This window comes from Flavobacterium sp. 270, assembly GCF_004368785.1.
Classification (GTDB): Bacteria; Bacteroidota; Bacteroidia; order Flavobacteriales; family Flavobacteriaceae; genus Flavobacterium.
Genome location: NZ_SODM01000001.1, coordinates 1548328 through 1572901 on the forward strand (window position 1 = coordinate 1548328; position 24574 = coordinate 1572901).

The 24574-nt window shown below is 32.6% G+C and carries 24 protein-coding genes, 1 tRNA gene and 1 pseudogene; 13 read left to right on the forward strand and 13 right to left on the reverse strand.

Annotated features, from left to right (window positions below; translation table 11 throughout):
• Positions 1-108: 108 nt before the first annotated feature.
• The 13 genes from EV144_RS06725 to EV144_RS24330 all read left to right on the forward strand — a co-directional run bounded on the left by EV144_RS06725 (position 109) and on the right by EV144_RS24330 (position 10766).
• Entirely contained in the window at positions 109-747 is a 639-nt protein-coding gene (locus EV144_RS06725) for a peroxiredoxin (RefSeq protein WP_134147275.1), read from the forward strand.
• A 226-nt stretch (positions 748-973) separates the two neighbouring features.
• A complete protein-coding gene (locus EV144_RS06730; RefSeq protein ID WP_134147277.1) occupies positions 974-1282 on the forward strand; it encodes a thioredoxin family protein in 309 nt (102 codons plus the stop codon).
• A 110-nt stretch (positions 1283-1392) separates the two neighbouring features.
• On the forward strand, positions 1393-1650 hold the full coding sequence (locus tag EV144_RS06735; protein WP_017495510.1) for a DUF6952 family protein: 258 nt from the start codon (positions 1393-1395) through the stop codon (positions 1648-1650).
• Positions 1651-2163: 513 nt separating this feature from the next.
• Entirely contained in the window at positions 2164-2661 is a 498-nt protein-coding gene (gene tpx / locus EV144_RS06740) for a thiol peroxidase (RefSeq protein ID WP_134147279.1), read from the forward strand.
• Between the two features lie 8 nt (positions 2662-2669).
• Positions 2670-3044, forward strand: coding sequence for a diacylglycerol kinase family protein (locus tag EV144_RS06745; RefSeq protein WP_134147281.1), 375 nt, complete (start codon positions 2670-2672; stop codon positions 3042-3044).
• Between the two features lie 18 nt (positions 3045-3062).
• Entirely contained in the window at positions 3063-5513 is a 2451-nt protein-coding gene (locus EV144_RS06750) for an FtsK/SpoIIIE family DNA translocase (RefSeq protein ID WP_134147283.1), read from the forward strand.
• Positions 5514-5519: 6 nt separating this feature from the next.
• On the forward strand, positions 5520-6212 hold the full coding sequence (locus EV144_RS06755) for a LolA family protein (RefSeq protein ID WP_410501170.1): 693 nt from the start codon (positions 5520-5522) through the stop codon (positions 6210-6212).
• A gap of 6 nt (positions 6213-6218) precedes the next feature.
• On the forward strand, positions 6219-7679 hold the full coding sequence (locus EV144_RS06760; RefSeq protein ID WP_134147285.1) for an LptF/LptG family permease: 1461 nt from the start codon (positions 6219-6221) through the stop codon (positions 7677-7679).
• Positions 7680-7681: 2 nt separating this feature from the next.
• Positions 7682-8815: a 3,4-dihydroxy-2-butanone-4-phosphate synthase gene (ribB, locus tag EV144_RS06765; RefSeq protein WP_166670544.1), complete on the forward strand. Its 1134-nt coding sequence runs from the start codon at positions 7682-7684 to the stop codon at positions 8813-8815.
• Between the two features lies 1 nt (position 8816).
• The gene (locus EV144_RS06770; RefSeq protein ID WP_134147289.1) at positions 8817-9215 is read left to right on the forward strand and encodes an acyl-CoA thioesterase; all 399 of its coding nucleotides are present in this window, start codon (positions 8817-8819) and stop codon (positions 9213-9215) included.
• 139 nt (positions 9216-9354) lie between these two features.
• Positions 9355-9442: transfer RNA gene (locus EV144_RS06775), tRNA-Ser, on the forward strand.
• Positions 9443-9702: 260 nt separating this feature from the next.
• Positions 9703-10074 (forward strand): hypothetical protein, encoded by a 372-nt coding sequence (locus EV144_RS24325; protein ID WP_243854628.1) that lies wholly within the window; start codon positions 9703-9705, stop codon positions 10072-10074.
• 122 nt (positions 10075-10196) lie between these two features.
• Positions 10197-10766, forward strand: coding sequence for a site-specific integrase (locus EV144_RS24330; RefSeq protein WP_243854629.1), 570 nt, complete (start codon positions 10197-10199; stop codon positions 10764-10766).
• 489 nt (positions 10767-11255) lie between these two features.
• On the opposite strand, the pseudogene EV144_RS06785 reads toward EV144_RS24330, so the two are convergent.
• From EV144_RS06785 to EV144_RS06840, 13 genes and pseudogenes are all read right to left on the reverse strand, one after another.
• Positions 11256-11884: pseudogene (locus EV144_RS06785) on the reverse strand (IS6 family transposase).
• Positions 11885-11987: 103 nt separating this feature from the next.
• The gene (locus EV144_RS06790) at positions 11988-13187 is read right to left on the reverse strand and encodes a M28 family metallopeptidase (RefSeq protein ID WP_134147290.1); all 1200 of its coding nucleotides are present in this window, start codon (positions 13185-13187) and stop codon (positions 11988-11990) included.
• Positions 13188-13195: 8 nt separating this feature from the next.
• A complete protein-coding gene (locus EV144_RS06795) occupies positions 13196-14806 on the reverse strand; it encodes a thiamine pyrophosphate-binding protein (protein WP_134147292.1) in 1611 nt (536 codons plus the stop codon).
• Complete coding sequence (locus EV144_RS06800; RefSeq protein ID WP_134147294.1) at positions 14803-16317, reverse strand: flavin monoamine oxidase family protein; 1515 nt, start codon at positions 16315-16317, stop codon at positions 14803-14805. The genes EV144_RS06795 and EV144_RS06800 overlap by 4 nt, the downstream gene beginning before the upstream one ends.
• The gene (locus tag EV144_RS06805) at positions 16314-17153 is read right to left on the reverse strand and encodes a zinc metalloprotease (protein ID WP_134147296.1); all 840 of its coding nucleotides are present in this window, start codon (positions 17151-17153) and stop codon (positions 16314-16316) included. The genes EV144_RS06800 and EV144_RS06805 overlap by 4 nt, the downstream gene beginning before the upstream one ends.
• Positions 17154-17715: 562 nt before the next feature.
• Positions 17716-18048, reverse strand: a complete 333-nt coding sequence (locus tag EV144_RS06810) for a hypothetical protein (protein ID WP_134147298.1) — start codon at positions 18046-18048, stop codon at positions 17716-17718.
• A 550-nt stretch (positions 18049-18598) separates the two neighbouring features.
• The gene (locus tag EV144_RS24115) at positions 18599-18748 is read right to left on the reverse strand and encodes a hypothetical protein (protein ID WP_166670545.1); all 150 of its coding nucleotides are present in this window, start codon (positions 18746-18748) and stop codon (positions 18599-18601) included.
• A gap of 858 nt (positions 18749-19606) precedes the next feature.
• Positions 19607-20026 carry a hypothetical protein gene (locus EV144_RS06815; RefSeq protein ID WP_134147300.1) on the reverse strand — a complete coding sequence of 140 codons (420 nt, stop codon included), beginning with the start codon at positions 20024-20026 and terminating at the stop codon, positions 19607-19609.
• A 429-nt stretch (positions 20027-20455) separates the two neighbouring features.
• On the reverse strand, positions 20456-21037 hold the full coding sequence (locus tag EV144_RS06820; RefSeq protein WP_134147302.1) for a hypothetical protein: 582 nt from the start codon (positions 21035-21037) through the stop codon (positions 20456-20458).
• An 80-nt stretch (positions 21038-21117) separates the two neighbouring features.
• Positions 21118-21864: a hypothetical protein gene (locus tag EV144_RS06825; RefSeq protein ID WP_134147304.1), complete on the reverse strand. Its 747-nt coding sequence runs from the start codon at positions 21862-21864 to the stop codon at positions 21118-21120.
• A 42-nt stretch (positions 21865-21906) separates the two neighbouring features.
• Positions 21907-22395: a hypothetical protein gene (locus EV144_RS06830; RefSeq protein WP_134147306.1), complete on the reverse strand. Its 489-nt coding sequence runs from the start codon at positions 22393-22395 to the stop codon at positions 21907-21909.
• 149 nt (positions 22396-22544) lie between these two features.
• On the reverse strand, positions 22545-23162 hold the full coding sequence (locus EV144_RS06835; protein WP_134147308.1) for a hypothetical protein: 618 nt from the start codon (positions 23160-23162) through the stop codon (positions 22545-22547).
• Positions 23163-23223: 61 nt separating this feature from the next.
• Positions 23224-24291 (reverse strand): HNH endonuclease signature motif containing protein, encoded by a 1068-nt coding sequence (locus EV144_RS06840; RefSeq protein ID WP_208326835.1) that lies wholly within the window; start codon positions 24289-24291, stop codon positions 23224-23226.
• Between the last annotated feature and the right edge of the window lie 283 nt (positions 24292-24574).

Below are 24574 nucleotides of genomic sequence, written 5' to 3' on the forward strand. Positions count from 1 at the left end.
AGTCAAAATTTATCAACTTATAAATTTTTATAATCACAATTTATTGCAATCAACTTGGCTTATACCCTACTTTTGCATCAAATAAATTTTTAACGTAAAACGAAAAATATGTCTTTAGTAGGAAAAAAATTCCCAAGTATTGCAGTAGATGCTATCTCAGAAATGGGTGATAATTTAAAAATCAACGTTTTTGAAGAAGCAGTAAACAACAACAAAAAAGTACTATTGTTCTGGTATCCAAAAGATTTTACTTTTGTATGTCCAACAGAATTACACGCCTTTCAAGCTGCATTACCAGAATTCGAGAAAAGAAATACTATCGTAATCGGAGCTTCTTGCGACACAAACGAAGTACACTTTGCTTGGTTAAACACTCCAAAAAACAATGGTGGTATCGAAGGTGTAACTTACCCAATCCTTGCTGATACAAACCGTAACTTATCTAACATTTTAGGAATTTTAGATATCGATTCTACAGAATACAGCGAAGAAACAGATTCAGTTATCATCGAAGGTTCTAACGTAACTTACAGAGCTACTTACCTAATTGACGAAACTGGAAAAATCTTCCACGAAAGTGTAAACGATATGCCATTAGGACGTAACGTAAACGAATACTTAAGAATGGTTGATGCTTACACTCACATTCAGGAAAAAGGAGAAGTTTGTCCTGCAAACTGGGAAGCTGGTAAAGAAGCTATGTCTGCAGACAGAGTTAGTACAGCTGAGTACTTAAGTGCGAACTAAATTAAGCTTCTGAGGTTCTGAGTTGCTAAGCTTCTAAGCTTTTCACTGAACTTTTAGATCTTAAACACAATTCTACAATACAGTCACTGGGTTCTAAGATTAAAACTTAGATCTTAGAACCTAGTAACTTATATTAAATCAAAACAATTTTACTAAAGTTATTCGGTTCCAGAAGAAAGCTTAGCCTCTCAGAACCTTAGCAACTTAGTACCTTAAAAAAAACAATATGTTAATCGACTTAAACGAAGATACGTTAGCAGATTTAGTTACTAAAAACGAAAAAGTAGTAGTACAATATTCTGCTTCATGGTGTGGAAACTGCCGTATTATGAAACCAAAATTCAAAAAATTAGCAACAGAAAATGAAGCTATCACTTTTGTTTTGGTTGATGCAGAAAATTCTCCGGAATCAAGAAAATTGGCTAATGTGAGCAACTTACCAACCTTTGCGACTTTTGTAAACGGACAATTGGTTGGCGAAACACAAACCAACAAACAAGAAGTTTTAATTGATCTTGTTAATGCAATTGCTTAATAAGATTCGTTAGACTGGCTTAGATTTTTAGACATTTTAGATTATTTAATTTATCTAATATCTAAAAAGTCTAAGAAGTCTAAAATGTCAAACAATCTAAGAAATCCAACATGAAATTACCCGTAATAAAACAATTAACGCAGTTTATAGAAGAAAACGATCAGGATTACATCATCGAAACGATCGAAGTTTTAGAAGCCATGACCGAAATTCCGTCCCTAAAAGACGAAGAATTAGACGTAATCGGCGAATTAATCTCAAACATGTACGGTGCGTTAGAAGTGCATAAAATGGTAGTTCAGGGAACCGATAAAAAAGAAGCTTTAAATGCGTTTATGAAACGTGTTCTGGGTTCAATCGATAAATAATCGACCTCTTTTTCAAAATAAAAAACAAAAAAACATGACTGAAGAAAGCGTTTCTGTAAAGAGGCGCTTTTTTTTTATGTGCAAAGTCATTGCGAGGAACGAAGCAATCTCATGCAGATTAGACATTTCATGTTTATCGATTTACTTTAATAGTGAGATTGCTTCGTTCCTCGCAATGACAAATCAAACCGTTTGTCATCCTGAGCAAAGTAGAAGGACCGCAAAGTATATCGACAAACATTAATAATTTTAGATTAATTAGTTTCTTACGTGGACTTCGACTCCGATCAGCTTGACAGACAAAAACAAGATTCAATGTCACCCTGAGCGAAGTCGAAGGACGCTTCAACAAAAGGTCTTCGACTGCGCTCAGACAGACATGGTAAAACCATCAAATTCCATAAAAAATAATTCTCTTAAGACTCTCCTAATTGTTACCAGAAGCAACAACAAATTCTTTTAGATTCAAATATTAATCCTTACTTTTGAACCTCATTAATTTAAACAAAAAACATGGCTTCAATAACATTAGGAGGAAATCCAGTTCATACATCAGGCGAATTACCAGCAGTTGGTTCACAATTAGCTGATTTCAAATTAGTACAAAACGATTTATCAGTTGCTTCATTGAGTAATTTTGCTGGTAAAAAATTAGTTTTAAATATTTTCCCAAGTGTAGATACAGGAACTTGTGCAACTTCTGTTAGAACATTCAATGCAAGTGCAGGCAATTTAGAAAACACAACTGTTTTATGTATTTCCAGAGATTTACCATTTGCTCAAAAACGTTTCTGCGGGGCTGAAGGATTAGAAAATGTAGTGAATCTATCTGATTTTCAAACTGGTTCTTTTGGTAAAGCAAACGGTTTAGAAATTGTTGACGGACCATTGGCAGGTTTACACTCAAGAGCTATTATTGTTGTTGACGAAAACGGAAAAATCACTCATACAGAACAGGTTGCAGAAATTGCAAACGAACCAAATTACGAAGCGGCTTTAGCAGCACTATAATTTACAAAATGGAATTCCAAAAAGACAATACTTTTGTTAAAGGCAGACTTAAAAGCGTTACTTACGCTTTTAAGGGTGCTGTAAAACTAATCAGTACCGAACATAGTGTTATGGTACAATTTTCGTTAGGAATAATAATGACTATTGCTGGTTTTTATTTTCATATTTCTCATGAAGAATGGCTTTTTCAAACCCTTGCAATTGGTCTTGTACTAAGTATTGAAGGTCTGAATACCGCTGTAGAAAAAGTAGCAGATTTTATTCATCCTAATTATCACGAAAGAATTGGATTTATTAAAGATATTGCTGCAGGAGCGGTATTTTTTGCCGCATTGACAGCAATAGCTATAGGCTTGATTATTTATATCCCCAAATTTATATAGGCAACAGGAAACGCAAGAATGGCAAAAACAACCAAAAAAGAAACTGTAAACAAAAAAAACGATTCCAAAACTGAGACTAAAAAATCTTGGAAGCTTACCAAACAACAAAAATTTGTTTTGGGCTGTCTTTTGGTACTATTTTCTGTAGCATTATTAGTTGCATTTATTTCTTTTTACGTAAACGGACAATGGCAGTTTGATCAAAGTGCTGTAAGCGAACTCGGAGATCGTACAGAAATAGTAGACAACTGGCTTGGAAAATTCGGAGCTTATCTTTCGGACTTGATTGTATATAAAGGTTTCGGACTTGCTTCTTTTGTATTTGTGCGTTTGTTTTTCCTTACGGGAATGTTTTTCGCGCTGGAACTTTCTACTTATAAATTAAAAAATATCTGGTTCTGGGATTTATTTGCCATTATCATTGTTTCTATTTTATTCGGATTTTTTGCTACTTCAGCACCAGAATTGGGAGGAACAATTGGCTATGAATTAAATTTATTCCTGCAGGATTATATCGGGAAAACAGGAACTTTGCTAACACTGCTTTTCGGGTTAATCGTTTATTTGATTTTTAAAATTAAATTATCCCCAGAAAAAATTCAATCGTATTTTGATTCTACTAAAAACGAATTTAAATCAGAATTAAATACTTTAAAACCTGTACCTCAACCAGAAAGCGCTTATAATCTTGAAGAATTTGCAGTTGAGGAAGTAGATGAAGAATTAGATAATATTCATCTAAAAACTGTTGATTCTCAATTTGAAATCAACAAAGAAGCTTTAAAACCAACGATTAATAATGCCTCAGAAATTGATTTGAATCCTATTTTAAAACCGGTTCAGATGAATATTAATCCAATTTCAGAAACTCCTGTTCATAATGAAGAGTTTGTAGTTGAAAAACCTGAGGAAGAAGATATTATCGAAGAAAATCTGGCATCACGTCTGGTTGCCGATTTCGGTTTATTTGACCCAACTTTAGATTTATCAAATTACAAATTCCCAACCATCGATTTATTAAAAGAATATTCGACTGGGGGCATTACAATTAATCAGGAGGAATTAGAAGAAAACAAAAACAAAATTGTAGATACCCTTAGAAACTACAAAATTGAAATTGCTCAAATTAAAGCTACCGTTGGTCCATCGGTAACTTTATACGAAATTGTACCAGAAGCAGGAATCAGAATTTCTAAAATCAAGAGTTTAGAAGATGATATTGCTTTGTCACTTTCGGCATTAGGAATTCGTATTATTGCGCCAATTCCAGGAAAAGGAACTATCGGTATTGAGGTTCCGAACAAAAACCCAACTATGGTTTCTATGAAAAGTGTAATTGGTTCTGCTAAATTTCAGGAAGCTGAAATGGAGCTGCCAATTGCTTTAGGAAAAACCATTTCTAACGAGACTTTTGTTGTCGATCTTGCTAAAATGCCTCACTTACTGATGGCTGGAGCAACCGGACAAGGAAAATCTGTTGGTTTGAATGCAGTATTGACTTCACTTTTATACAAAAAACATCCAGCTGAAGTAAAATTTGTTTTGGTGGATCCTAAAAAAGTAGAGCTTACTTTATTCAACAAAATCGAAAGACATTATTTAGCCAAACTTCCTGATACCGAAGATGCTATTATTACAGACAATGCAAAAGTTGTGAATACTTTAAACTCACTTTGTGTTGAAATGGATAATCGTTATTCCTTATTGAAAGATGCGATGGTTCGTAATATTAAAGAATACAACGATAAATTTAAAGCCAGAAAATTAAATCCAGAAGCCGGTCATCGTTTTTTACCTTACATCGTTTTGGTTGTCGATGAGTTTGCCGATTTGATTATGACGGCTGGAAAAGAAGTCGAAATTCCGATTGCTCGTCTGGCTCAGTTGGCGCGTGCTATTGGTATTCACTTAATTATTGCAACACAAAGACCATCTGTAAACGTAATTACAGGTTTGATTAAAGCGAATTTCCCCGCGAGAATTGCATTTAGGGTAACTTCAAAAATTGACTCAAGAACAATTTTAGATACTCAAGGTGCCGATCAGCTGATTGGACGCGGAGATTTACTATATACGAACGGAAATGATGTTGTGCGTGTTCAGTGCGCGTTTATTGATACTCCTGAGGTTGAAAAAATTACTGATTTTATTGGTGGACAAAAAGCATATGCCACGGCTTATTTGCTTCCGGAGTTCGTTGGAGAAGAAAATGGCATCAATCTTGATATAGACATTTCCGAAAGAGACACGCTATTTAGAGAAGCCGCAGAAATTATTGTAAACGCACAACAAGGTTCTGCATCTTTATTACAAAGAAAATTAAAGTTAGGCTACAATAGAGCCGGTCGATTAATCGATCAGCTTGAAGCTGCAGGAATTGTTGGTCCGTTTGAGGGCAGCAAAGCACGCAGCGTAAATATCTCCGATTTAAGTGCTCTGGATCAATTTTTTAATAATGAACAAAATTAACCCATCATGAAAACGAAAATTCAGGAAATCACAAACAATTCTATCACAAACATGACTAAAAAGTGTTTTCAATTGGCATTTTTAATGCTTTTGAGCTTCACTTCTATTCAGGCTCAAGATAAAAAAGCCAAAGATTTATTGAACGAAGTAACTTCAAAAATAAAGAGCTACGATAATATCGTTATCGATTTTAAATATTCTTTAAACAACGCTAAAGAAAACATCAATCAGGACAGTAAAGGAAATGTAACGATGAAAGGCAATCAATATGTATTGAATTTTATGGGCGTTACTAAAATATTCGACGGACAAAAAACATATACTATTGTTCCTGAAGACGAAGAAGTTACTGTTTCTAAAGTAAATGAGAAAGATGACGCTGCGATTACGCCGTCTAAAATGCTTACTTTCTTTAATTCTGGTTATAAATACAATATGGACATTGTTCAAAATGTAAAAGGAAGAAAAATCCAATACATTAAATTAGTTCCTACAAGCGGAAAAGATCAAAGAAAAGAAATTCTTTTAGGTATTGATGTACAGACAAAACACATCTATAATTTGATTGAAACTGGAAAAAACGGAACAAAAACAACTTTAACCGTTAATTCTTTTAAAACCAATCAGCCATTATCAAAAAATCAATTTACCTTTGTAGCGAGCAAATATCCAAAGTACTACATCAATAAATTAGATTAATTACGGTTGAAAATTTTAGACAAATACTTATTAAAAACATTCCTGGTTACATTTACTACGGTATTTGTAATCCTTTTTTTTATATTCATTCTTCAGACTGTATGGCTCTTTATTTCTGAGCTTGCTGGTAAAGATCTGGATTTAATATTGGTTGTAAAATTCCTTCTTTTCTCCATGCCGAGAATCATTCCGCTGGTTTTACCGTTATCGGTTTTACTGGCTTCTATTATGTCTTTCGGAAATCTGGCAGAAAACTATGAATTTGCAGCTATGAAATCTTCTGGAATATCATTGCAGAGAGCAATGCGCGTTCTGATTGTTTTTATATGTGTATTAAGTATTGTTGCCTTTTGGTTTGCCAACAATGTGATTCCGTATGCGGAGTATAAATTTGTCAACTTTAGAAAAAATATTGCTCAGGCTAAACCAGCAATGGCAATTGCCGAAGGTCAGTTTAATGATGTTGGCTTTTATAATATTAAAGTGAATAAAAAATCTGGAGAGAATGGAAACATTTTAACCGGAGTTACGATTCATGAAAAAGCAAATAATGTTGGCGAAAACAAAACTGTTATAAAGGCTAAGGACGGAAAATTGATTAGTAACGAAAATTCTAGTATTTTAAAACTAGTATTAAATGATGGTTATTATTATCAAGATGTTACACCAAAAAAATATGAAGATCGTGCTAAACTACCTTTTATAAAAGGCGTATTTAAAAAACACATCATCAATATTGATTTATCTGAATTGAATAAAGTTGATGACAGTAAAGAAAGCATAAGTAGTACAAACGGAATGTTAAACGTAAATGAACTGCGTTACACTTTGGATTCTTTGAATAAAAATCTTGATAATGAAATCATTTCATTTTCAGAAAATATAAATCAGCGTGTTGGAATTCGAAAATCTCCAATCGCTACGCCAGCAGAAAAGATTAAAAAGAAAAAAAGCTTACCTGCCAATCTTTTATCTTTATATACCAACAAACAAAAGGCCGATATTTTAAGAATGGCCAGCAGTAATGTTACCAGCAATGTTTATTCTATTGAATCTACTCAAAAAGATTTAAAAGATAAACAACGAGAAATCAACAAACATTTAAGTGCTTTGTACGAGAAATTTGTTATTGCTTTTGCTTGCTTTTTAATGTTCTTTATTGGTGCTCCACTGGGTGCTATTATTAGAAAAGGCGGATTGGGTTTACCAATTGTATTTGCGGTTTTAATTTTTATTACTTTCCATTTCATCAATACTTTTGGAAAAAGATTATCCCAAGAAGGTGGAATGACTCCATTTATGGGTTCATGGATGTCTTCTTTTATATTGTCACCACTGGCTGTATTACTTACATATCGTGCTACAAACGATAATGGATTAATCAACTTTGATGCAATTACAACTCCAATATTCCAATTATTTCAAAAAATTGCTGAACGGTTTTCCCCTGTTCAAAACAAACAATAATTATGTCAACAACAAAAATACAGCTAAATACCATTGAAGAAGCTATAGAAGATATTCGTCAAGGTAAAGTAATCATCGTAGTTGATGATGAAGATCGTGAAAACGAAGGTGATTTTTTGGCTGCAGCCGAAAAAGTTACTCCAGAAATGATCAACTTTATGGCGACTCACGGGCGCGGACTAATCTGTACACCACTTACTGAAAGCCGTTGTAAAGAACTTGATCTTCGTGCTATGGTAACTAATAATACAGATCACATGGAAACTGCTTTTACTGTTTCTGTTGATTTAAAAGGTCAGGGAGTTACTACTGGAATTTCTGCTGCTGACCGATCTAAAACAGTTCAAGCTTTAGTTGATGGCAATACAAAACCACACGATTTAGCGCGTCCTGGACATATTTTTCCTCTCATTGCGAAGCAAGGTGGTGTTTTAAGAAGAACTGGCCATACGGAAGCTGCTATTGATTTTGCAAGATTAGCCGGTTTTAAACCTGCAGGTGTTATCTGTGAAATCCTGAACGAAGACGGAACTATGTCGCGTTTGCCGGAATTGATAAAAGTGGCTAAAAAGTTTAATTTAAAATTAGTTTCTATTGAAGATTTAGTAGCTTATAGAATGCAGCACGACAGTTTGATTGTTAAAAAAGAAGATTTTGATATCGAAACTCGTTTTGGAACTTTTAGATTGAGAGCTTACGAACAAACTACAAATAAACAAATTCATATTGCATTAACGAAAGGAACATGGAATCTTGGCGAACCTATTCTAACCAGAATTCACTCTTCTCAAGTAAACAATGATTTACTTGGTACTTTGACAAACAATGCAGAACAACAACTGGATGATATGTTTAAAGTAATTAATGAGAATGGTAAAGGTGCCGTGATTTTCATTAATCAGGATATGACAGCTGTAAATCTTTTAAATAGAATTTCTGAGCTTAAATCTTTACAATCTGAAGGCACATTAAAAGCACCAAAAGTAATCATTGACAGTAAAGATTACGGAATTGGAGCTCAAATCCTGCACGATATTGATATTTCTAAAATCAGATTAGTTTCGAATACTGAGCAAACTAAACGTGTTGGAATGATTGGTTATGGACTTGAAATAATTGAATACGTACGTTATTAATATGGGAACATTAGAAGAAAGAATTTTAAAATCTGAAACTCATATTTTTAAAGCGGTTTTTCCGAGTACAACAAATCATTATGATACTTTATTTGGAGGTACAGCGCTTCATTTAATGGACGAAGTAGCTTTTATCTGCGCTACTCGTTTTAGCCGTAAAAAAGTAGTTACGATTTCTACCGGTCAAATTGATTTTAAAAAAGCGATTCCGGCCGGAACTTTAATTGAATTAGTGGCAAAAGTTATAAATGTTGGAAGAACAAGCTGTAAAATTCACGTCGATATTTTCATGGAACAAATGTATTCTGAACTCCGCGAAACGGTAGTTTCTGGAACTTTTTCGTTTGTTGCGGTAGACGAAAATAAAAAACCAACACCAATTTTAGACAATTTGGATTAATTTTTTCCAAAATACCTTTTCGGAAATACTGATAATTAGATACTTGAAAATTAAGTTAAAAAAATCACCGAAAAAGTTTTGAGAACCAAAAAAGCGTCTTATATTTGCACTCGCAATCAGAAAATGGTAGCAACATACTGGAGAAATGGCAGAGCGGTCGAATGCGGCAGTCTTGAAAACTGTTGACTGTAACAGGTCCGGGGGTTCGAATCCCTCTTTCTCCGCCAGTAAGAGTTTCAAAAGAAATTTTAAAAATCAAAAGCCTTTAAACACTAGTGTTTAAAGGCTTTTTCGTTTTTGCAAACTTTTCAAAAAGCACATGTTTTATCAAAGAATGGTGGCACAATTAGTGTCCCACTTTTTTTGAGATGTTTTTTCTCAAAATTGGACCACTAAAACAAAAGAATTTCCCGGGAATTCCCTGCTGTTAATGGGCTCTCTTAAAATTTTTAATTCAATTTGATTATTAATTTTAAAACTAGATAACATGCTAAAATCTGAGAGGGTTAACCGAGACGGAGAAAGTTCTATTATTCTAAGACTTTCTTATAAAAACAAAAGAATTACAATTAGTTCTGGAAAATTCATCTCAAAAGAAAGATGGATCCAGACAAACCACCTGAAGAATACACTGAAGGCGGAAAAAGAAAAGGTAATCAAAAGTTTTCTCGATCTCATGCAGCTTAATGCCGAAAAGAAGTTTACAGAACTCTTCAGAATTGATCCTGACGTTGATCTGGAATTGCTAAAAGCTGAACTTACAGGGAAAGCCAAAATCGGCCAGCATCAAGGTTCTTCCATAATTGAAATTATGGAAACATACAATATATTCTTCACCAAAAGAGTCAATTCTGGATAACGCGCAGTGGCTTCACTGCAGAAGTACAAAAGAGCGAAGGATTTACTTCTGGATTTCATCACCAATAGCTACAAAAAGGAAGATATGCCGCATCTGAAATATCAAGCTCGTTTGTCTTTAAATTGGAGCAGTTCCTTAAATACGAAAGCAGTTTTAAAGACCAGACAGGCATCAAAAACAATTCGGTGGTAAAATATATGAAAATGCACAAAACTGCCTGTAATTATGCCGTTAAAATGGATTTGATCATAAAAAACCCATTCAACGTTTACGACGGAAGGCTTAACGTAAAAGATGCTGTTTTCCTGACCCAGCAGGAACTTAATACGATCGAGAATAAAACATTTCCAACGCCCCGTCTGGAAAAGGTAAAGGACATATTTCTTTTCAGCTGCTATACAGGATATGCGCCTGTCGATGCCATGGATCTGGCCGAAAGAAACTTATCTAAAGATTCAACTGGAAATTTATGGATTATGACAAGCAGAGCCACAACTGCCATTAGAGCAAATGTGCCTGTATTACCGACCGTTGAGAAAATTATTTCTAAATATAAAAACCAGCAGAAAGGTCTTATTCCCAAAATTTCCAATCAGAAAATGAATGCGTATCTTAAAGAAATCGCCGATGTCTGCGACATAGACAAACATCTTACCTGGTATGTTGCAAGACACACATTTGCAACCACGTAACCTTAGGAAACGGAGTAAGACTCGAGAATGTTTCTGCAATGATGGGACATACCAATACCAAGCAGACGCAGCACTATGCAAAAGTTTTGGATGTAAACATTATGGAAGATATGGAGAAACTTAAATCTAAATTTATGTGACATTCGCCTATCAAAAAGACTTCTGAATTTGAAGACTCTTAAAGAACTTCAATTCATTTAGAGTAGAAAAGCAAGTTGAAGGATAACAAAAATTTTGCAATACATTTCCAATTGCGTCCGCAGTGCGAACGCAATTGATATGGAAAGAAAAAAGTATTTTTTTTAGCTTTTAAAACTGATCTAATTAATATAAATAGCCCTAAAAGATCAAATACCTTTAACTTCTAAAAAATAAAAACATATAATGATGTTTGTTATTATGAACATAAATATGGCTCTGTCGCATCTGTCAGAATCAAATATAAGAATTTAAGTAATGTAAAATTTAGACAGCCAATTTACAGAAAGATCAAAACATAGTTACACCTGGTCTAACCATCTGATTCTTCCTCAGCATATGCACCTCAAGGTTCGTCTGGCCGATTCAAAACTCTTAAAGCCTAATCCGTTTTGTATGAGCCACTTGATAAAACGATGATCTTGTTTTACAATATTGTTGAGATATTTACACTGTCGGATTTTAATATTTGAGAACGAACACTTGTTATAGACTTTGATAGCAGCAGTATTAGAACCGCTTTTATCAATATTTATTACTCTTGGCCTGTAATTATTACTAATTGCTTTAATTAGAAATGACTGCGCGCTCATTATCTTCCTTTTTCTGGTCTAAAGAAAGTCTACTGGATTGCCTAATTTATCTACCGCTAGATATAAATAACACCAAATACCTTTTACTTTGATATAGGACTCATCAAATCTCCAACTCGACCCCACTCTGCCTTTTCTCTTCTTCATCCCTCACTCAATCAAAGGTGTAAACTTATAAACCCAACGCTGAATCGTGGCATGATCCACAATCACCCCTCTAATTTTCATTATTTCTTCAACATCCCGATAACTAAGTGTAAATCTTAATTTGAAATATACCGCCTGAAGAATTATGTATTTTGGATAACAATGACCTTTAGTATTCATTTTTTAATCGGTGTAAAGTTCTAAAGATAAAAGTTATTCCCAGACGCGACAAAACCAAGTCAGCTAACATTACATCAATTCCTTATTCGTTGTCTATCTTTAATTAGTCAGCGGATAGAAATTCATTAACGCAAATCAAATTAGCTTTTAATATTTCACTCATTAGTTCATAATCAATATTAGTAAGCACATCTCTATCTGTATGAATATCTATATTCGATGAGTCGCTGCCTTCAATGGTTAATAAAGCTGGATAATTAGCATTAATAAATGGAACATGGTCACTTGCATATGGGGTATATGATACATCAACCTTTAAGTTAGTATAGTCTGAAGCAATTTGACTCAAAGCCTTTACTAATTCTTTTGAAACTTCATGCCCTTCCACTAGAACGCCATAGTTATCTCCGTTTTTACGGGCAATCATATCCATATTTATGATGCCAAGGATCGTTTCCTTAGGCATCGTATTAGAGACATAATGCTTACTACCATAAAGACCTAATTCTTCTGCACCAAACAAAATAAAAATCAGGTTGTTTGGGTACTCAATATGAATTAGTTGCTCTGCCATTTCAAGAACACCAGCTGAACCTGATGCATTATCATCAGCACCAGGAGCTAATAGATCATATCCATCTTTATTAATTGAGTCAAGGTGAGCACCAACAATAAATGTTTTAGGTTGGTTTGATACACCAGATTTTGTAGCAATTACATTAACAGTAGATTTATACTCACCTTTATTAAGAACCTTGAATTCTTGTAAATTCACGTCATATCCCAAATCTTTCAAATAGTTTTTACAATAATCTACGGCATTGAGATATTGTTTACTGAATGCAAATCTCGATTGTTCTTTACACAAATTATCTAAATGTTCTTTTAATCGCTCTTTGCTTACTGAAAACGTATGTGGTAATACTTTTCTACGTGAAATATCTTTATGAACTCGAAAAAACACCTCTTTATATTTACTCAATTCCTCGATTTCCCAACAAACGTGTTTGTGTTGTATTATTTGCTCATATTCTTCACTATCTAATTCAACAAAGAGATATCGTCCAAAATTCATGAGTGGAACTATATCAGGTTGTTCATTTTCAAATGAACCTCCTTTTTGAATAACAAAATAAATTGTCTTTGTTGCAGTTATGGATTCTATTATCCGAATATTTGATTTAATAAAATCAATCTCTCTAGAGGTTATAAAAACATAAAGTTCATCGAACCGATAAATATATTCAAGTTCATTGCTAAAAGAGAGCAATGAATCTTCAATTTTTATTTTGTGTAATTTCATAATATAAATTAATTTGACGGTAAATTTTTCTTTGGGATTTCACAGGATATTATCCACGGTTGATTCTTATTGTCTCTATTTTTCCACTTATTTAATTCTTCTGCAAGTTCCTTTTCGGAACGAACACGTTTCCCATATCCGCCATTAAAAACTAAAGGGAAATTTTCATAAGACCATCGATTAAGTTCAACATATTTAAGTGGCGGTTTATTTTCATTAAAATAGGAACCATCAATAAGGTACTGCTCAATAGCATAAAGACTGTTATCAAGAATAATAATCAATGCAGGTACACAATACTTTACCATAGTTGAATATGATTGGGCAACCATTTGGAAGCCCCCATCTCCTGAAATTATTATTGGATGTTTCCCATTTTTAAGGTATGCACCAATAGCCGCTGGCGTACCTTGCCCAATTGACAACCATACCGGATTGGCTAAATACATATCTGTATTTGGCATTTGAAGGTCTGCTCCTGAAAAACTACCCAAGCAAGTATCTAACACCACTTGAATATTTTCTGTTGATTTCAAAAAGTTATTTACAGTTGAAAATATTTGGTCATGACTGAATTCATCAGAAGTATTAAAGGCTACTGTTTTTTGGGGTATTTGAACATTTGATTTGATTGACCATTGGATAAAAGCATCAATTACAGATTCTATAGCGATTGGTGAAAAATATTTGGTAGATACACGGGCTTTATTGAAAGCAACATCAATCATAAAGTTATATTTTCGTTTAATATATTGTCTATGGTCTATACCCCAAATACAACCAAAACTAATTGGACAGTCAGAATCATCAATTATTTGAAACAACTCCTTTTTATGAAATAAATCGCTATCATAAGTTCCAATAAAATTTGGATGCGATTCTGGTAAATAAGATTTTGCTAAAACAGTAGTAACAAACGGAATATTCCAATTATCAATTAAGATTAGTATTTTATCTCTTAATTGTTTTCTAACAATTTCAACCCCAATAAAAAGTATTGGGGACTTTGCTGCCGATATTTTTATTTCAGCCTCACGAATAAAATCAGCACTGGCATTATGGGTTTCTTGAGGCAAATTAATTGTCTCTTCTGGCAATTTTTCATCCCAGCAATCTTGAGGTATTTCAATATATACAGGTCTTTGTTCTATTTTAGCTGTAAAAAAAGCGACATCAATATATTCTTTCGTTTTTGCTAAATCATTTAAAATTTCTGAATAGACAGTAATCTGTCGGAAAATATTCAAATCTGTTTGGTCTGCTCCTGTAGAATGTGAAAATAGACTACCCAACTCTCGTTCAATTCGCACATCCTCTTGTGTCGGCCCTCCATTTATTATTATCACTGGTACGCGCTCAGTAAATGCACTTGCAATCGCATTTACTAAACTTAATGTACCAACTCCATAAGAAACACAGACTGCTCCAAAACCACCACTACGTCCATAACCATCAGCAATGTAACCGGCTTCAAGTTCGTTTGTTGTTACAACATATTCTACTTCATTATCTTGGTCAATTGATTCAAAAAATCCTGCACACGAAGTGCCTGGAATGCCAATTACATGATAACATCCGTTTTCCTTTAACTTTTGAAGGATATATTCTGCAATTGTCATATTTTATGTTTTAGAATGTGAATACAAACATTTACCGCAGATTCTAAAGCACCTTGTATCCACGAATGGGTTAACGAACAATGTTCTCCCGCAAGAAGGACTCTTTTTTCTGGCCTTACAAGTTCTTTATGCAAATCAGTTTGGTCGCCAGGATTAAAAAATGCAAATGCGCCAGAACTCCATTCATGATTATCCCAGCTCCAACGTACAGAGTCTACCACATCATCCATATTAGAATCGGAATGAATTTTTTTCAGTTCGCCACGAACATAATCATTTATACTTTCTTCTGGAATACTATCAATTCTCCTAGCATGCATCCCCCATGTATAAGATGATAACAGTAGGGTTTGAGACGCAGATTTTGTTTCATTCTTCTCTATTGCATTATCTGAAGGATACCAAGTATGTCCTAATCCTCCATCCCAAATGCTACCTCCACCAAAAATCTTATCGTCTTGTTCCCAAAATCTTTTTTTACAAAGGCTAATAATTTTTGAAGATGAATCGTAATTAACATTCTTTATAGCATTGATTTTTTCTTTGGAAAATGCATTTTCAATTTCTACCCTTGAAAGCACACCTAACGGAATAGTGCATATAACCCAGTCGGCTTTAATACTTTTTTTCTCACCGTTATTAATATAAATTACCTCACCATACTCATCTGAATTAATAATTTTTGTGACAATTGAGTCCGCAGAAATTTTAGTCTTTATTGAAGAAACGAACTTTTCTACGAGCAAATCCATTCCTCCTTCAATTTCTTTAAATCCGTTAATCCACACACCTTCATTTTCTTCTCTTAAATGTTCCAGAATTGCAGTGTTTAAATAAGTGGTTACACCGTAAACAGAGCATACATATTCCATAGCTGCTTTACTAATTTTAGACTGGCTAAGATTATTATAAAGTGAGTTTTGATCTAAGTCAACTAATTTCTTATCGTTAAGAATATCTTCTGAAATTAGCTGTAGCTCTAACGGGGATAAAGATTTTAATGTTTGAATAACGGATTTCATCCAAAAATCATCTTTGCTCATTAATTGTTCTTGACCAGTTAAAGGAAATAGAGGCTTTAAAGATTCATATCCTGATTCATTCCTTTTTACTCGCATTCCACGTATGTAGGCGAATGCTTCTTCATTTTCCTGAACAAATTCTCTGGTCTTTAATTCAAAGTGATTCACATACTGTAACGTTAAGTAGTGCCCTTCTGGGATACGCATTGCTCCAAATTCTGCATAAGTATCACCTTTTCGATAAGTTCTGATACGGCCTCCTATGTGATCTTTCTGGGCTTCTAAAATCGTAACACTGTACCCTTTTTTCTCTAATTCATACGCGCAACAAAGTCCTGCAATACCTGCGCCAATAACAACAACGTTACTTTTGGAGACAACGGAGGAAAAATCATGAAGGTTTGCTCTTGTAGTAACAGTCTTTCTTACTTCTTTTTGAGAAATAACTTCTCCAATTAATTCCTTAGTTTTTGAACTGTAATGTCTCATATGTTAGCTGTAATTAAACCTGTTCTGTACATTAAAATATGCTCTTTAACTCTGTGCTCTTGTCCAACAGTTATTTCTTTCATCCAATCATCATCAACATAGTTCATATAATTATGAATAGGCGCATATTCGCCTATTATACAAGCATTATGAGGTAGACCAACTTCGGGTTTTTCATAATTTGCGTCACTGTGGGCTGGAGTGTCATGTACATGATCTCCTACACTATTACAACCTCCTTGAAAAGTATGAAACAAACCCAACCAATGACCGACTTCATGCACACCTGTCATTCCTAAATTATATGGTGCTGCCTTACCCTCTGGTAAAGATTCATCTAAAACTACCACACCATCAAGCATAGGATCCCCTGCTAAATCAAATGGAAATGTAGCCCATCCCAACAAACCTTTCCCAAGTCCACCTGTATAAAAATTCAGATATTTTCTAGCATCTGCTCCCAAAGAACTTTTAGCTTCTCTCTCAGATGCAGAACCATGTCCCATATAGTACCAATTCTTATTATCAATGTATTGAACATGTTCTTCTTTATAAGAAAACACCAACCCAGTTCCTATAAATGCATCATTTAATAGAGTGATTTGTTTTTCTCTTTGCTGTTTTTTAATTAGACCACTAGCACCATAAGTTATGTGGTGGAATCTAACTTCTATATCCAGTTTAACAAACAATACTCTTCTCAATTTATTTGCAAAAATTTCTCTATCCACTCGCAGGATATCAATAGGGGTTGGGTTTTTTGTCGCACATCCTCGACCGTATTTTACAAATTCCTCTTGATTTGCAAATTCCATGTTGTTTATTGTAAATGCCATGATTTTAAATTTAATTTTTGTTCTAGATTATATACCACGTGTAAATTATAGTTTAGTTCCAAGTATATTGATTTACTTGGTCACAAAAATGGCCATCCACGTTTTACAGCCATCTTAAGAACAGGACTCTTACCACAAAACTTGATTTAAAAAATTAAAGTTCGTTAAAAACGCAAAAAACATCTTTGGAACTCCAAAAGCTCCTACTATTGGAAGTTAAAGCATAGCGTTAAAGATTATTTATAGGAACAAAAAGAATCAAATTATAAATGCTATTTACCTTCCTATGGTGTTTTACATTATGCTGTTAGTCAATTTAAGTATTTCTGTTACTGTTACAGCTACAAGAAGTTTGCAATTTCGAAATAGTATACTGTCTGAGTGCACTTAATTTGATATAAAATCACAAAACTTACTACTCTCACTCTAAGCACCGTAAGAAAAAATTCCTTGCAGACACTTTGAATGACTGTTTTCTAATTCCTACAAATTTCTTAATTGATTAAAGCAGCGATTAAGAGCTACATTTTTAATCACTATTATATAATACAGTTAAACAAGTTTAATCTGTTATAGTTAATCTTACACCTGGTGCATTGCTAGCCGCACCACCTCCATAAAATGTTTCACCAACTACTGGAATAATTTTCCATGCACACCACTCAATACCACCCGGCAATTGAACTGTTGTGTGCGCTTCACCGCCACTTGGAATGTCTTTTAGTATACCTGTCGCTACTCGGTTTGAATCGTTGTCTTTAACAGCAACTTCTGCAACTCTAAAGTCAACAGATGATTCATTGATTACTGAGATACTAATTGGATAAAATACCACATCGCTCTTCTTAGCATTTTTTGCTAATGAGAATTTAATTTCTGCTGATTGTTTTTCCATTTTTTATTTGTTTTTTATTTATTTGACACTTCGCCTAATCTCTTCAGTTTAGACTTACCCACACTTGTCCATAGAAGTCTTGTCAATATCTTTTCAAACTTGCTCATAAGGTTTCTATCCTTTTATTTGGCAAGACCTTCTATGCGAAAACATTCTATAAGTTCAATAAAAAAATACATTTTGATTTTGCACTTAAGTTCCTTAATGCAAAATCTTTGTTTACAGTAGTTTTCTTTGTTGTTTGATTTACTTTTTTGTATGCTATAAAAAAAGTACACACAGTCAACAATAAGTATTCTTCTTCATGTAGTAAAACACTTTCAACCTTGATAGTTACCTAAAAAATACCATTTTTACCATCTGGGCAATTATCTTTATGGATAATATATTTACACCAATTCTTGCCAGCTTCCCAAGTTTCTGATGTTCCGCATCCGTAGTTTGAAGTCCTCTTAGCATTTTGCTTCCACTTACAAAGATCACGTTCAAACCAATAAGAATTACCATAAGTGCCTCAGTTATCTAAAACAGACACATCTCCTTTCGGGTCTCAATCTCTTTTAGTTAAGATTCTTACATCATTATTAAATTCAGATATGAATTTAGATGTAATGTATTCCAAATCTTCAATGGAAATCTGGAGTTCTCTAGCAGTCAGACTTTTGATTTTCTCAATTCTTCCATTTAAATCTTGTTTCATTTTGTTTATATTTTTGAATTGCTTACTCTAGTCATTTCAGCTTGCTTGTTGCATACTCATTTATATTGTGTCGGTTTATGCTTGTCCTACTTTAGATGGCAATTAATTAATCATCTTTTTTTAATAAATTTGATATTATAATTGTCTTGTAAGGTTATAGCCAATCTGTTTATATTTTTGATAATATCATAAAGCCATATAACCTATTCACTACCCTTTTGCCAGTAAAGGCAATAAAATAAGAAACACACTAGGCAAAAAAAATGCTAAAAACATAAAATATATTGATCATATCATGTCAGTAAATAAACCTAACCTATACAAACAAGACATATAAAACACTGCAAAACAACAACTTAAAATATATTCACATGTTAAAAGTATAAAATATAGTTTTACTTATAACAAGTAGATATACCTGTTTTATATAAAGCAATCAAAAAATAAACATTTTACAGAAATGAAATTATAAGATTGGATATAATTGCAATTAATAAAATTCATTTAAGTTCAATACTTAAACCGTATGACAACGATAAATTAAAAACTCGCGAAACAACAATATTACATGAAAAGCATTGGAGGATTTACTTAATATCTTATTGTTAGATTAATTACTTATCGTAATTTTGAAGAAAATAAGCGCATTGGAAAAGTCGCGCAAATAAGAGAGATTTGCCTTTACTTTGGAATTAGATAAAAAACTTTAATTTTATTCAAAGTAAACCAGAATTGAATTTTAGACGTTTAACTTGATGTAAATCAACTATACTCATGGGAATATTCTTTTATTTAATTTGGCTATAAAAAAATCAGTCCCCAATTGTGACTTTAGAACTATTCTAGCATCCTTGAAATTTATGCTTTAATATCGGCACGCAGATTAATTAACGATTGAAAAACTTTAATCATGTTTACACCAAATTTTAAAAGGTCAAATTTACTTCTCAACTTTATAAGCATTATATGCAATCTGTCCCCGTATGTAACCTTTCCAACAAATGATGTTATGTACATAAACTTAAAATAAAACCTTATTATTCTTTTGAGTTTTTTTGATGTTATTTTATTTGGTGAAGAATAGATTCCATATATTATAAACTCATCTTCAAAATTATAAACTTCAGATTTACAAGAATACAATATTATCATTACTTCGCCCTGCGGTCTTTGGGAAAATGAAAGAGTTCCGCCTTTTTCACTTAATAATTCAGTACCACTAAGATTTGTGTTTTCGTCTTTTATTTTATTTATAATCCCCATGGGATGTTTTCCCATGGGGATTATAAATAAAATTTTGATTTACATATTCTGTTTTATCAAAGTAATCTTCACTAAATGACAAATAAAAAAACTCAAATTTGAAATTTTTTTCAATTCTTCCAGTAAAGGGTCATAAACATTTTTAATGTTTGTTTTTAAATTTTCCCAATCCTTCCGATTATCAATGACACGCTGCAATCCAGATTTGAATTTTTTATTCTGCTGTATAGAAAATTTATTATAGTTCATTTCAAATTATAGTTAGTATCTCTTTTTTATATTGTTTTCAAATCTTTTAGATCCTGTACTTTTTATAAGTGATTATTAAATTGCAGTAAAAAAATTATAATGATTATTGAATTGCTATATTTCTTTTTTAGTACTAAAAAGAGCATTATACTCATGTAAAAAATCATCAATCTAATCTCCATCGAAATATCATTGCTATCTGTTAGCTATAATTTTTTTCAAATTAATTTTCCTCCACCAACTTATATTCAGATTTATTATAACAGTGTAAATAATTTTATCTCGTTTCTGCTTCCTCTTTTCACGGTCGCTTTCATTCTCAATTGAAATTTGAGCTATTTCGAAATCAATTTCCCCATGCATTTGAATTGCTTTACGAATTCTCGGGTAATCGCGAAGAAGTCGAATTGCTTGCTCTTGACTTTTTAATGAGTCCAAGCGGTTACTTTTGACAAAAACTTTATTTTTATCGTAAAAAGGCAAATAATCAATCATTCCGTCGATCCATTCAATACTAACTTCCAAAGGTAAATAACCATTTTCAAAATAAAAAAACTCTTCACTAACAAATTCAATATATGCAGGAGATATATCACTTTGCAGGCCACTCCATTTTGTAATTTCCTTAAAATTCGAAACACACTTTTCCATCGTTGCAAAATGAATTTGTTTCTGAGAAAAAATGTATGTAGCCCACAATCCTAACAAAGAAATTGCTGTTACACAATAAGAAATAATTTCCGCTAGATCTTTAAAGTTATTGACTCCTGATTCCATTTTAATTAGTTATTTTAGCTTACTAAAATAAGGGCATTTTTTTTCAACTTACAATTGTTTTTTAAACTCTAATATTTTTTTTACATTCCTTCACACAGACTAACTCTAGTCATTATGTGAATTCCGTGGAAATACGAAGCTACCTCAAATAAAGCATCTCTAACTTCTGGAAGAACATTATCCACTTTGTGAAAAGCTTCAATTATATTATCTTGATCATCAAAAACAATCATTGTTACATTACTTTTTTTTTCGACCTTTTTTTCCTCTATCTCTTTTATTATTCCCTCAATATTTTCCTTTTCGTTAAATTTTTGCATTGTATTTTTTTCAATATCAAGTGCTGAATTTTTGGTTATTGGATACCGGAAATAAGAACTGTCCTGATCATATTTTGAAATTATTCTAAATAAAGTTGCAATTTTCTTGTACTCCTGCCAATCACCTTTTGGCGCCAAATCAGTCAGTTTTTGAATGTTTGGAAGAAGTAGAGAGTTTAACCAATAGTCATAAAGCTTGTCAATGAAGTGAGAAGAATACAATTTCCTCCATTTCCCATCGACAAAAGCTTCCGGCTCATCACTATCAAAAGCGACGCTACCATAATCAATTTTAAGCTCTCTATGGAAAATTATTATCAGAGATTTTAGATATAATTCAATAGCATGTCTAAAAAGAAAATTTTGAGGCATTTCTGCTTGCTGTGTTAAATCATAATGTTCGAAATGATTATTCATTAAATGTTCTGCGCTATGATAATATGAGTCAGCTGTCACTCCAAATCCTAAATCAGGATGCAATTCTATCCCTGTAAGCAAATATTCCATATTTTCAATTTTAAGATTATAATCTGAGTATATTAGTTTAAACTATGAATATATTTTAAGTTTAGGAAAAAAATCAAGAATTCGAAAAAAACAAATCATAATTAATAAGGAAACCATACTAACTGGCAATAGATTTCGAATAAAATAATTAAAGCTGCATTCGTCTTGTCCTTTAATTTTGATAATTTCAAGGCCGTTTACTACATATTCGATTTCTATCTTATCTGAGATAGAATACTTTTTCCAATAAGTTTTAATGCCGTTTTTGATTTTTTTCCCATCTACATTATAAAAATATTCTATATAATTAACATTATAAACATTCGTTTTTCTGCCTTCATACAACTCCTCTACAACTTCCTCACTTCCTACATAAAAAACAGTCCCATAAGTTGTCTTTTTTTTACTAAATTCCAGATCAAATTTATTTTTGTCATACGAAAAAATAAAGTATATCCATGTTATAATGAAAGAGATTATGTAAACAATTATAAAAAAATTATTTTTCTTTTGAGCTTCTGGTCTTGTCATAAATGTCTAGTAAAATTAATTCCTTTAAAATGATACATGGCCAATTCCTACCAAAACTACGTTTCTATTAAACATTAAACTTTTATTTAATTTTAATTATTTTTATTTTATATTGCTCATATAATGCTATATTTGAACCCCACTTTGTTTTAATTTAAAACATCTGATTCAATTTTTACTCTGTTTCCTGTTCCTATTATTTTTGCAGTATACTGATTTTTCAATTTGTCTAAATAAACTACATCTATTTCATATTCACAATCTTTAATATGTTTTTCTGTTGACGCTCGACCAAAAATATATCTGCTTTTACCTTTATCTAAATCACTGGGCAAATGTTCATTGTGGAGTACAATGTCATTTGATATCAAGTTAAAGGCAATCAGCTTAGCATCTTCCCCTTTATTGTTTAAATCTATTTTAAGTTCTCCAGTAAAACCAGTATAACCAGCACCATTCAACCATAGATTAGGTCTAACACTTAGTTTGAGTTTCTGTTCTTCAATATCACGCAATTGCTCAAACGCATCATTATTACCTCCTGTTAATAATGATGTATTTCTAAAAATTTCAACTTGTTGTGCTACGAGGTCGTTGTGGTTTCTCATAGTTTGATTTTGAGCTTCCAAAAGTTCTATATGGGCTTCTTTATCTTTATCCCGTCTGAAGAGAAAAAGGAAAGCAAAGAATGTTGCAAGTGATCCTAAAGCACTAAAAATTCCAAAAATGAAATTTGCTAATTTAAAATCTATCACATAATTATTCATAAATATATTATCTTGTTTTTAAAAATACATCTAAAATGTTCTGTTACTACAAAATTGTGGACTAATTTTTTAAGTCTTGAGTTAATTTGGTGAATATTTCTTCCAACTCTTCTGTAGGATGAAACCCAAAATCCATTTTTGAATGTACAAATAAACCATCTTCATAAGTAACTTCATTAAGTGAATGAGGTAAATCCTCAATAGAATTTTTATCCGAAAGTTCAGAAATTGGTACAGAGATATGATCTCCATTTTCTTGTTCTCTCCATACATAAGCAGACTTTGTCATTACATATAGAGTTTGCTTATCTTTTGAAAATCCCCTTTTCACAACTATATAATCTCCATTATGGTTTCTAAAGAACGGCGCTCTCTCTATCAAATTATTATAATATGCCTTCAATGGATGACCTTCAAACATCTGTGGTGTACTTGGATATTCGTTTGGTTTATCATTAAAATGGTTAATACGTTGAGCTGCATTAGGGGTTTTAGACATCATGTAATTTGGCTGGCTGCCAGACGGAGTTTCAACAATTTCTCGATTAAATATCCATTCTCCTAATGAACCTCCTTTTAATGGTTTGTCACTATTTGCCCAAGACAACATTCGTTCTAAGCTTATTTGCGCCTCTCCAATTGATACCGTACACATCCATTCATAATTTGGATCTGCAAATTTGTCTCTAAATTTTGAAGGGTTGGCAAGAAATGCTTCAATGCTTCCACAAATAATTTCAATACGCTTTGCTGTAATTGGGTTAAGTAAAATATTTTCTAATCTTGTTACCCAACGTAAATTGGTTGGCCTGTTATTTTGTTTGTTAGTATCAATATGGTCAACAACATGTTCTTTAGTTGGCGCTTCGTTATGAAATGCTGTTGCAACTATGCGGTGAATTCGAACAGAAGCAATTTCCAAATAGCCTGTTCGAATGTTTAGTTTGCCAAAAGTCCAATTGTTGTCCGTTGGTCTTGGTCTTTTTCCCTCAAGTGGGTAACGTAATACTGCTCCATTATCACGAACAGAATAACGCTCATTTTTGTAAATACATTCACTTTCTTGTTTGAAGTCTTTCAAGTCAACCATAGTAAGTTTCTTTATCAATTTGATGCTCTTTAACAGCAACTCCTCAAATGCTGACCATGAACGCTCTCGCGTTTATCTTCTTTTTTTAATTGTAACTAAAGTAGAAACAAACATATATTTTTCTAGAGGAGTTCCTTGAATTCTTTTATATATCTGTTCATTGCAATAACCATTTTCATTTTTTTATTATAAATATCAGCACCTAAGTAAATTTCATAATTTACTTCTCCAATATTTATATTTAAATCGGATATGATTTTTTATATTTACTTTTCAATACATTGAACTTTAAAAGTACAAACCTAACTTTAAATTAAGCCTA

Excerpts from the sequence above, each read along its gene's own strand:
- EV144_RS24115 (WP_166670545.1), bottom strand. The coding sequence starts at position 18,748 with ATGAAACAAGATTTAAATGGAAGAATTGAGAAAATCAAAAGTCTGACT.
- EV144_RS06820 (WP_134147302.1), bottom strand. The coding sequence starts at position 21,037 with ATGGAATCAGGAGTCAATAACTTTAAAGATCTAGCGGAAATTATTTCT.
- tpx (WP_134147279.1), top strand. The coding sequence starts at position 2,164 with ATGGCTTCAATAACATTAGGAGGAAATCCAGTTCATACATCAGGCGAA.
- EV144_RS06805 (WP_134147296.1), bottom strand. The coding sequence starts at position 17,153 with ATGGCATTTACAATAAACAACATGGAATTTGCAAATCAAGAGGAATTT.
- EV144_RS06735 (WP_017495510.1), top strand. The coding sequence starts at position 1,393 with ATGAAATTACCCGTAATAAAACAATTAACGCAGTTTATAGAAGAAAAC.
- EV144_RS06745 (WP_134147281.1), top strand. The coding sequence starts at position 2,670 with ATGGAATTCCAAAAAGACAATACTTTTGTTAAAGGCAGACTTAAAAGC.
- EV144_RS06835 (WP_134147308.1), bottom strand. The coding sequence starts at position 23,162 with ATGAATAATTATGTGATAGATTTTAAATTAGCAAATTTCATTTTTGGA.
- EV144_RS06810 (WP_134147298.1), bottom strand. The coding sequence starts at position 18,048 with ATGGAAAAACAATCAGCAGAAATTAAATTCTCATTAGCAAAAAATGCT.
- EV144_RS06815 (WP_134147300.1), bottom strand. The coding sequence starts at position 20,026 with ATGGGAAAACATCCCATGGGGATTATAAATAAAATAAAAGACGAAAAC.
- EV144_RS24325 (WP_243854628.1), top strand. The coding sequence starts at position 9,703 with ATGCTAAAATCTGAGAGGGTTAACCGAGACGGAGAAAGTTCTATTATT.
- EV144_RS06790 (WP_134147290.1), bottom strand. The coding sequence starts at position 13,187 with ATGAAATTACACAAAATAAAAATTGAAGATTCATTGCTCTCTTTTAGC.
- EV144_RS06730 (WP_134147277.1), top strand. The coding sequence starts at position 974 with ATGTTAATCGACTTAAACGAAGATACGTTAGCAGATTTAGTTACTAAA.
- EV144_RS06750 (WP_134147283.1), top strand. The coding sequence starts at position 3,063 with ATGGCAAAAACAACCAAAAAAGAAACTGTAAACAAAAAAAACGATTCC.
- EV144_RS06795 (WP_134147292.1), bottom strand. The coding sequence starts at position 14,806 with ATGACAATTGCAGAATATATCCTTCAAAAGTTAAAGGAAAACGGATGT.
- EV144_RS06725 (WP_134147275.1), top strand. The coding sequence starts at position 109 with ATGTCTTTAGTAGGAAAAAAATTCCCAAGTATTGCAGTAGATGCTATC.
- EV144_RS06825 (WP_134147304.1), bottom strand. The coding sequence starts at position 21,864 with ATGGAATATTTGCTTACAGGGATAGAATTGCATCCTGATTTAGGATTT.
- EV144_RS06800 (WP_134147294.1), bottom strand. The coding sequence starts at position 16,317 with ATGAGACATTACAGTTCAAAAACTAAGGAATTAATTGGAGAAGTTATT.
- EV144_RS06770 (WP_134147289.1), top strand. The coding sequence starts at position 8,817 with ATGGGAACATTAGAAGAAAGAATTTTAAAATCTGAAACTCATATTTTT.
- EV144_RS06830 (WP_134147306.1), bottom strand. The coding sequence starts at position 22,395 with ATGACAAGACCAGAAGCTCAAAAGAAAAATAATTTTTTTATAATTGTT.
- EV144_RS06755 (WP_410501170.1), top strand. The coding sequence starts at position 5,520 with ATGAAAACGAAAATTCAGGAAATCACAAACAATTCTATCACAAACATG.
- ribB (WP_166670544.1), top strand. The coding sequence starts at position 7,682 with ATGTCAACAACAAAAATACAGCTAAATACCATTGAAGAAGCTATAGAA.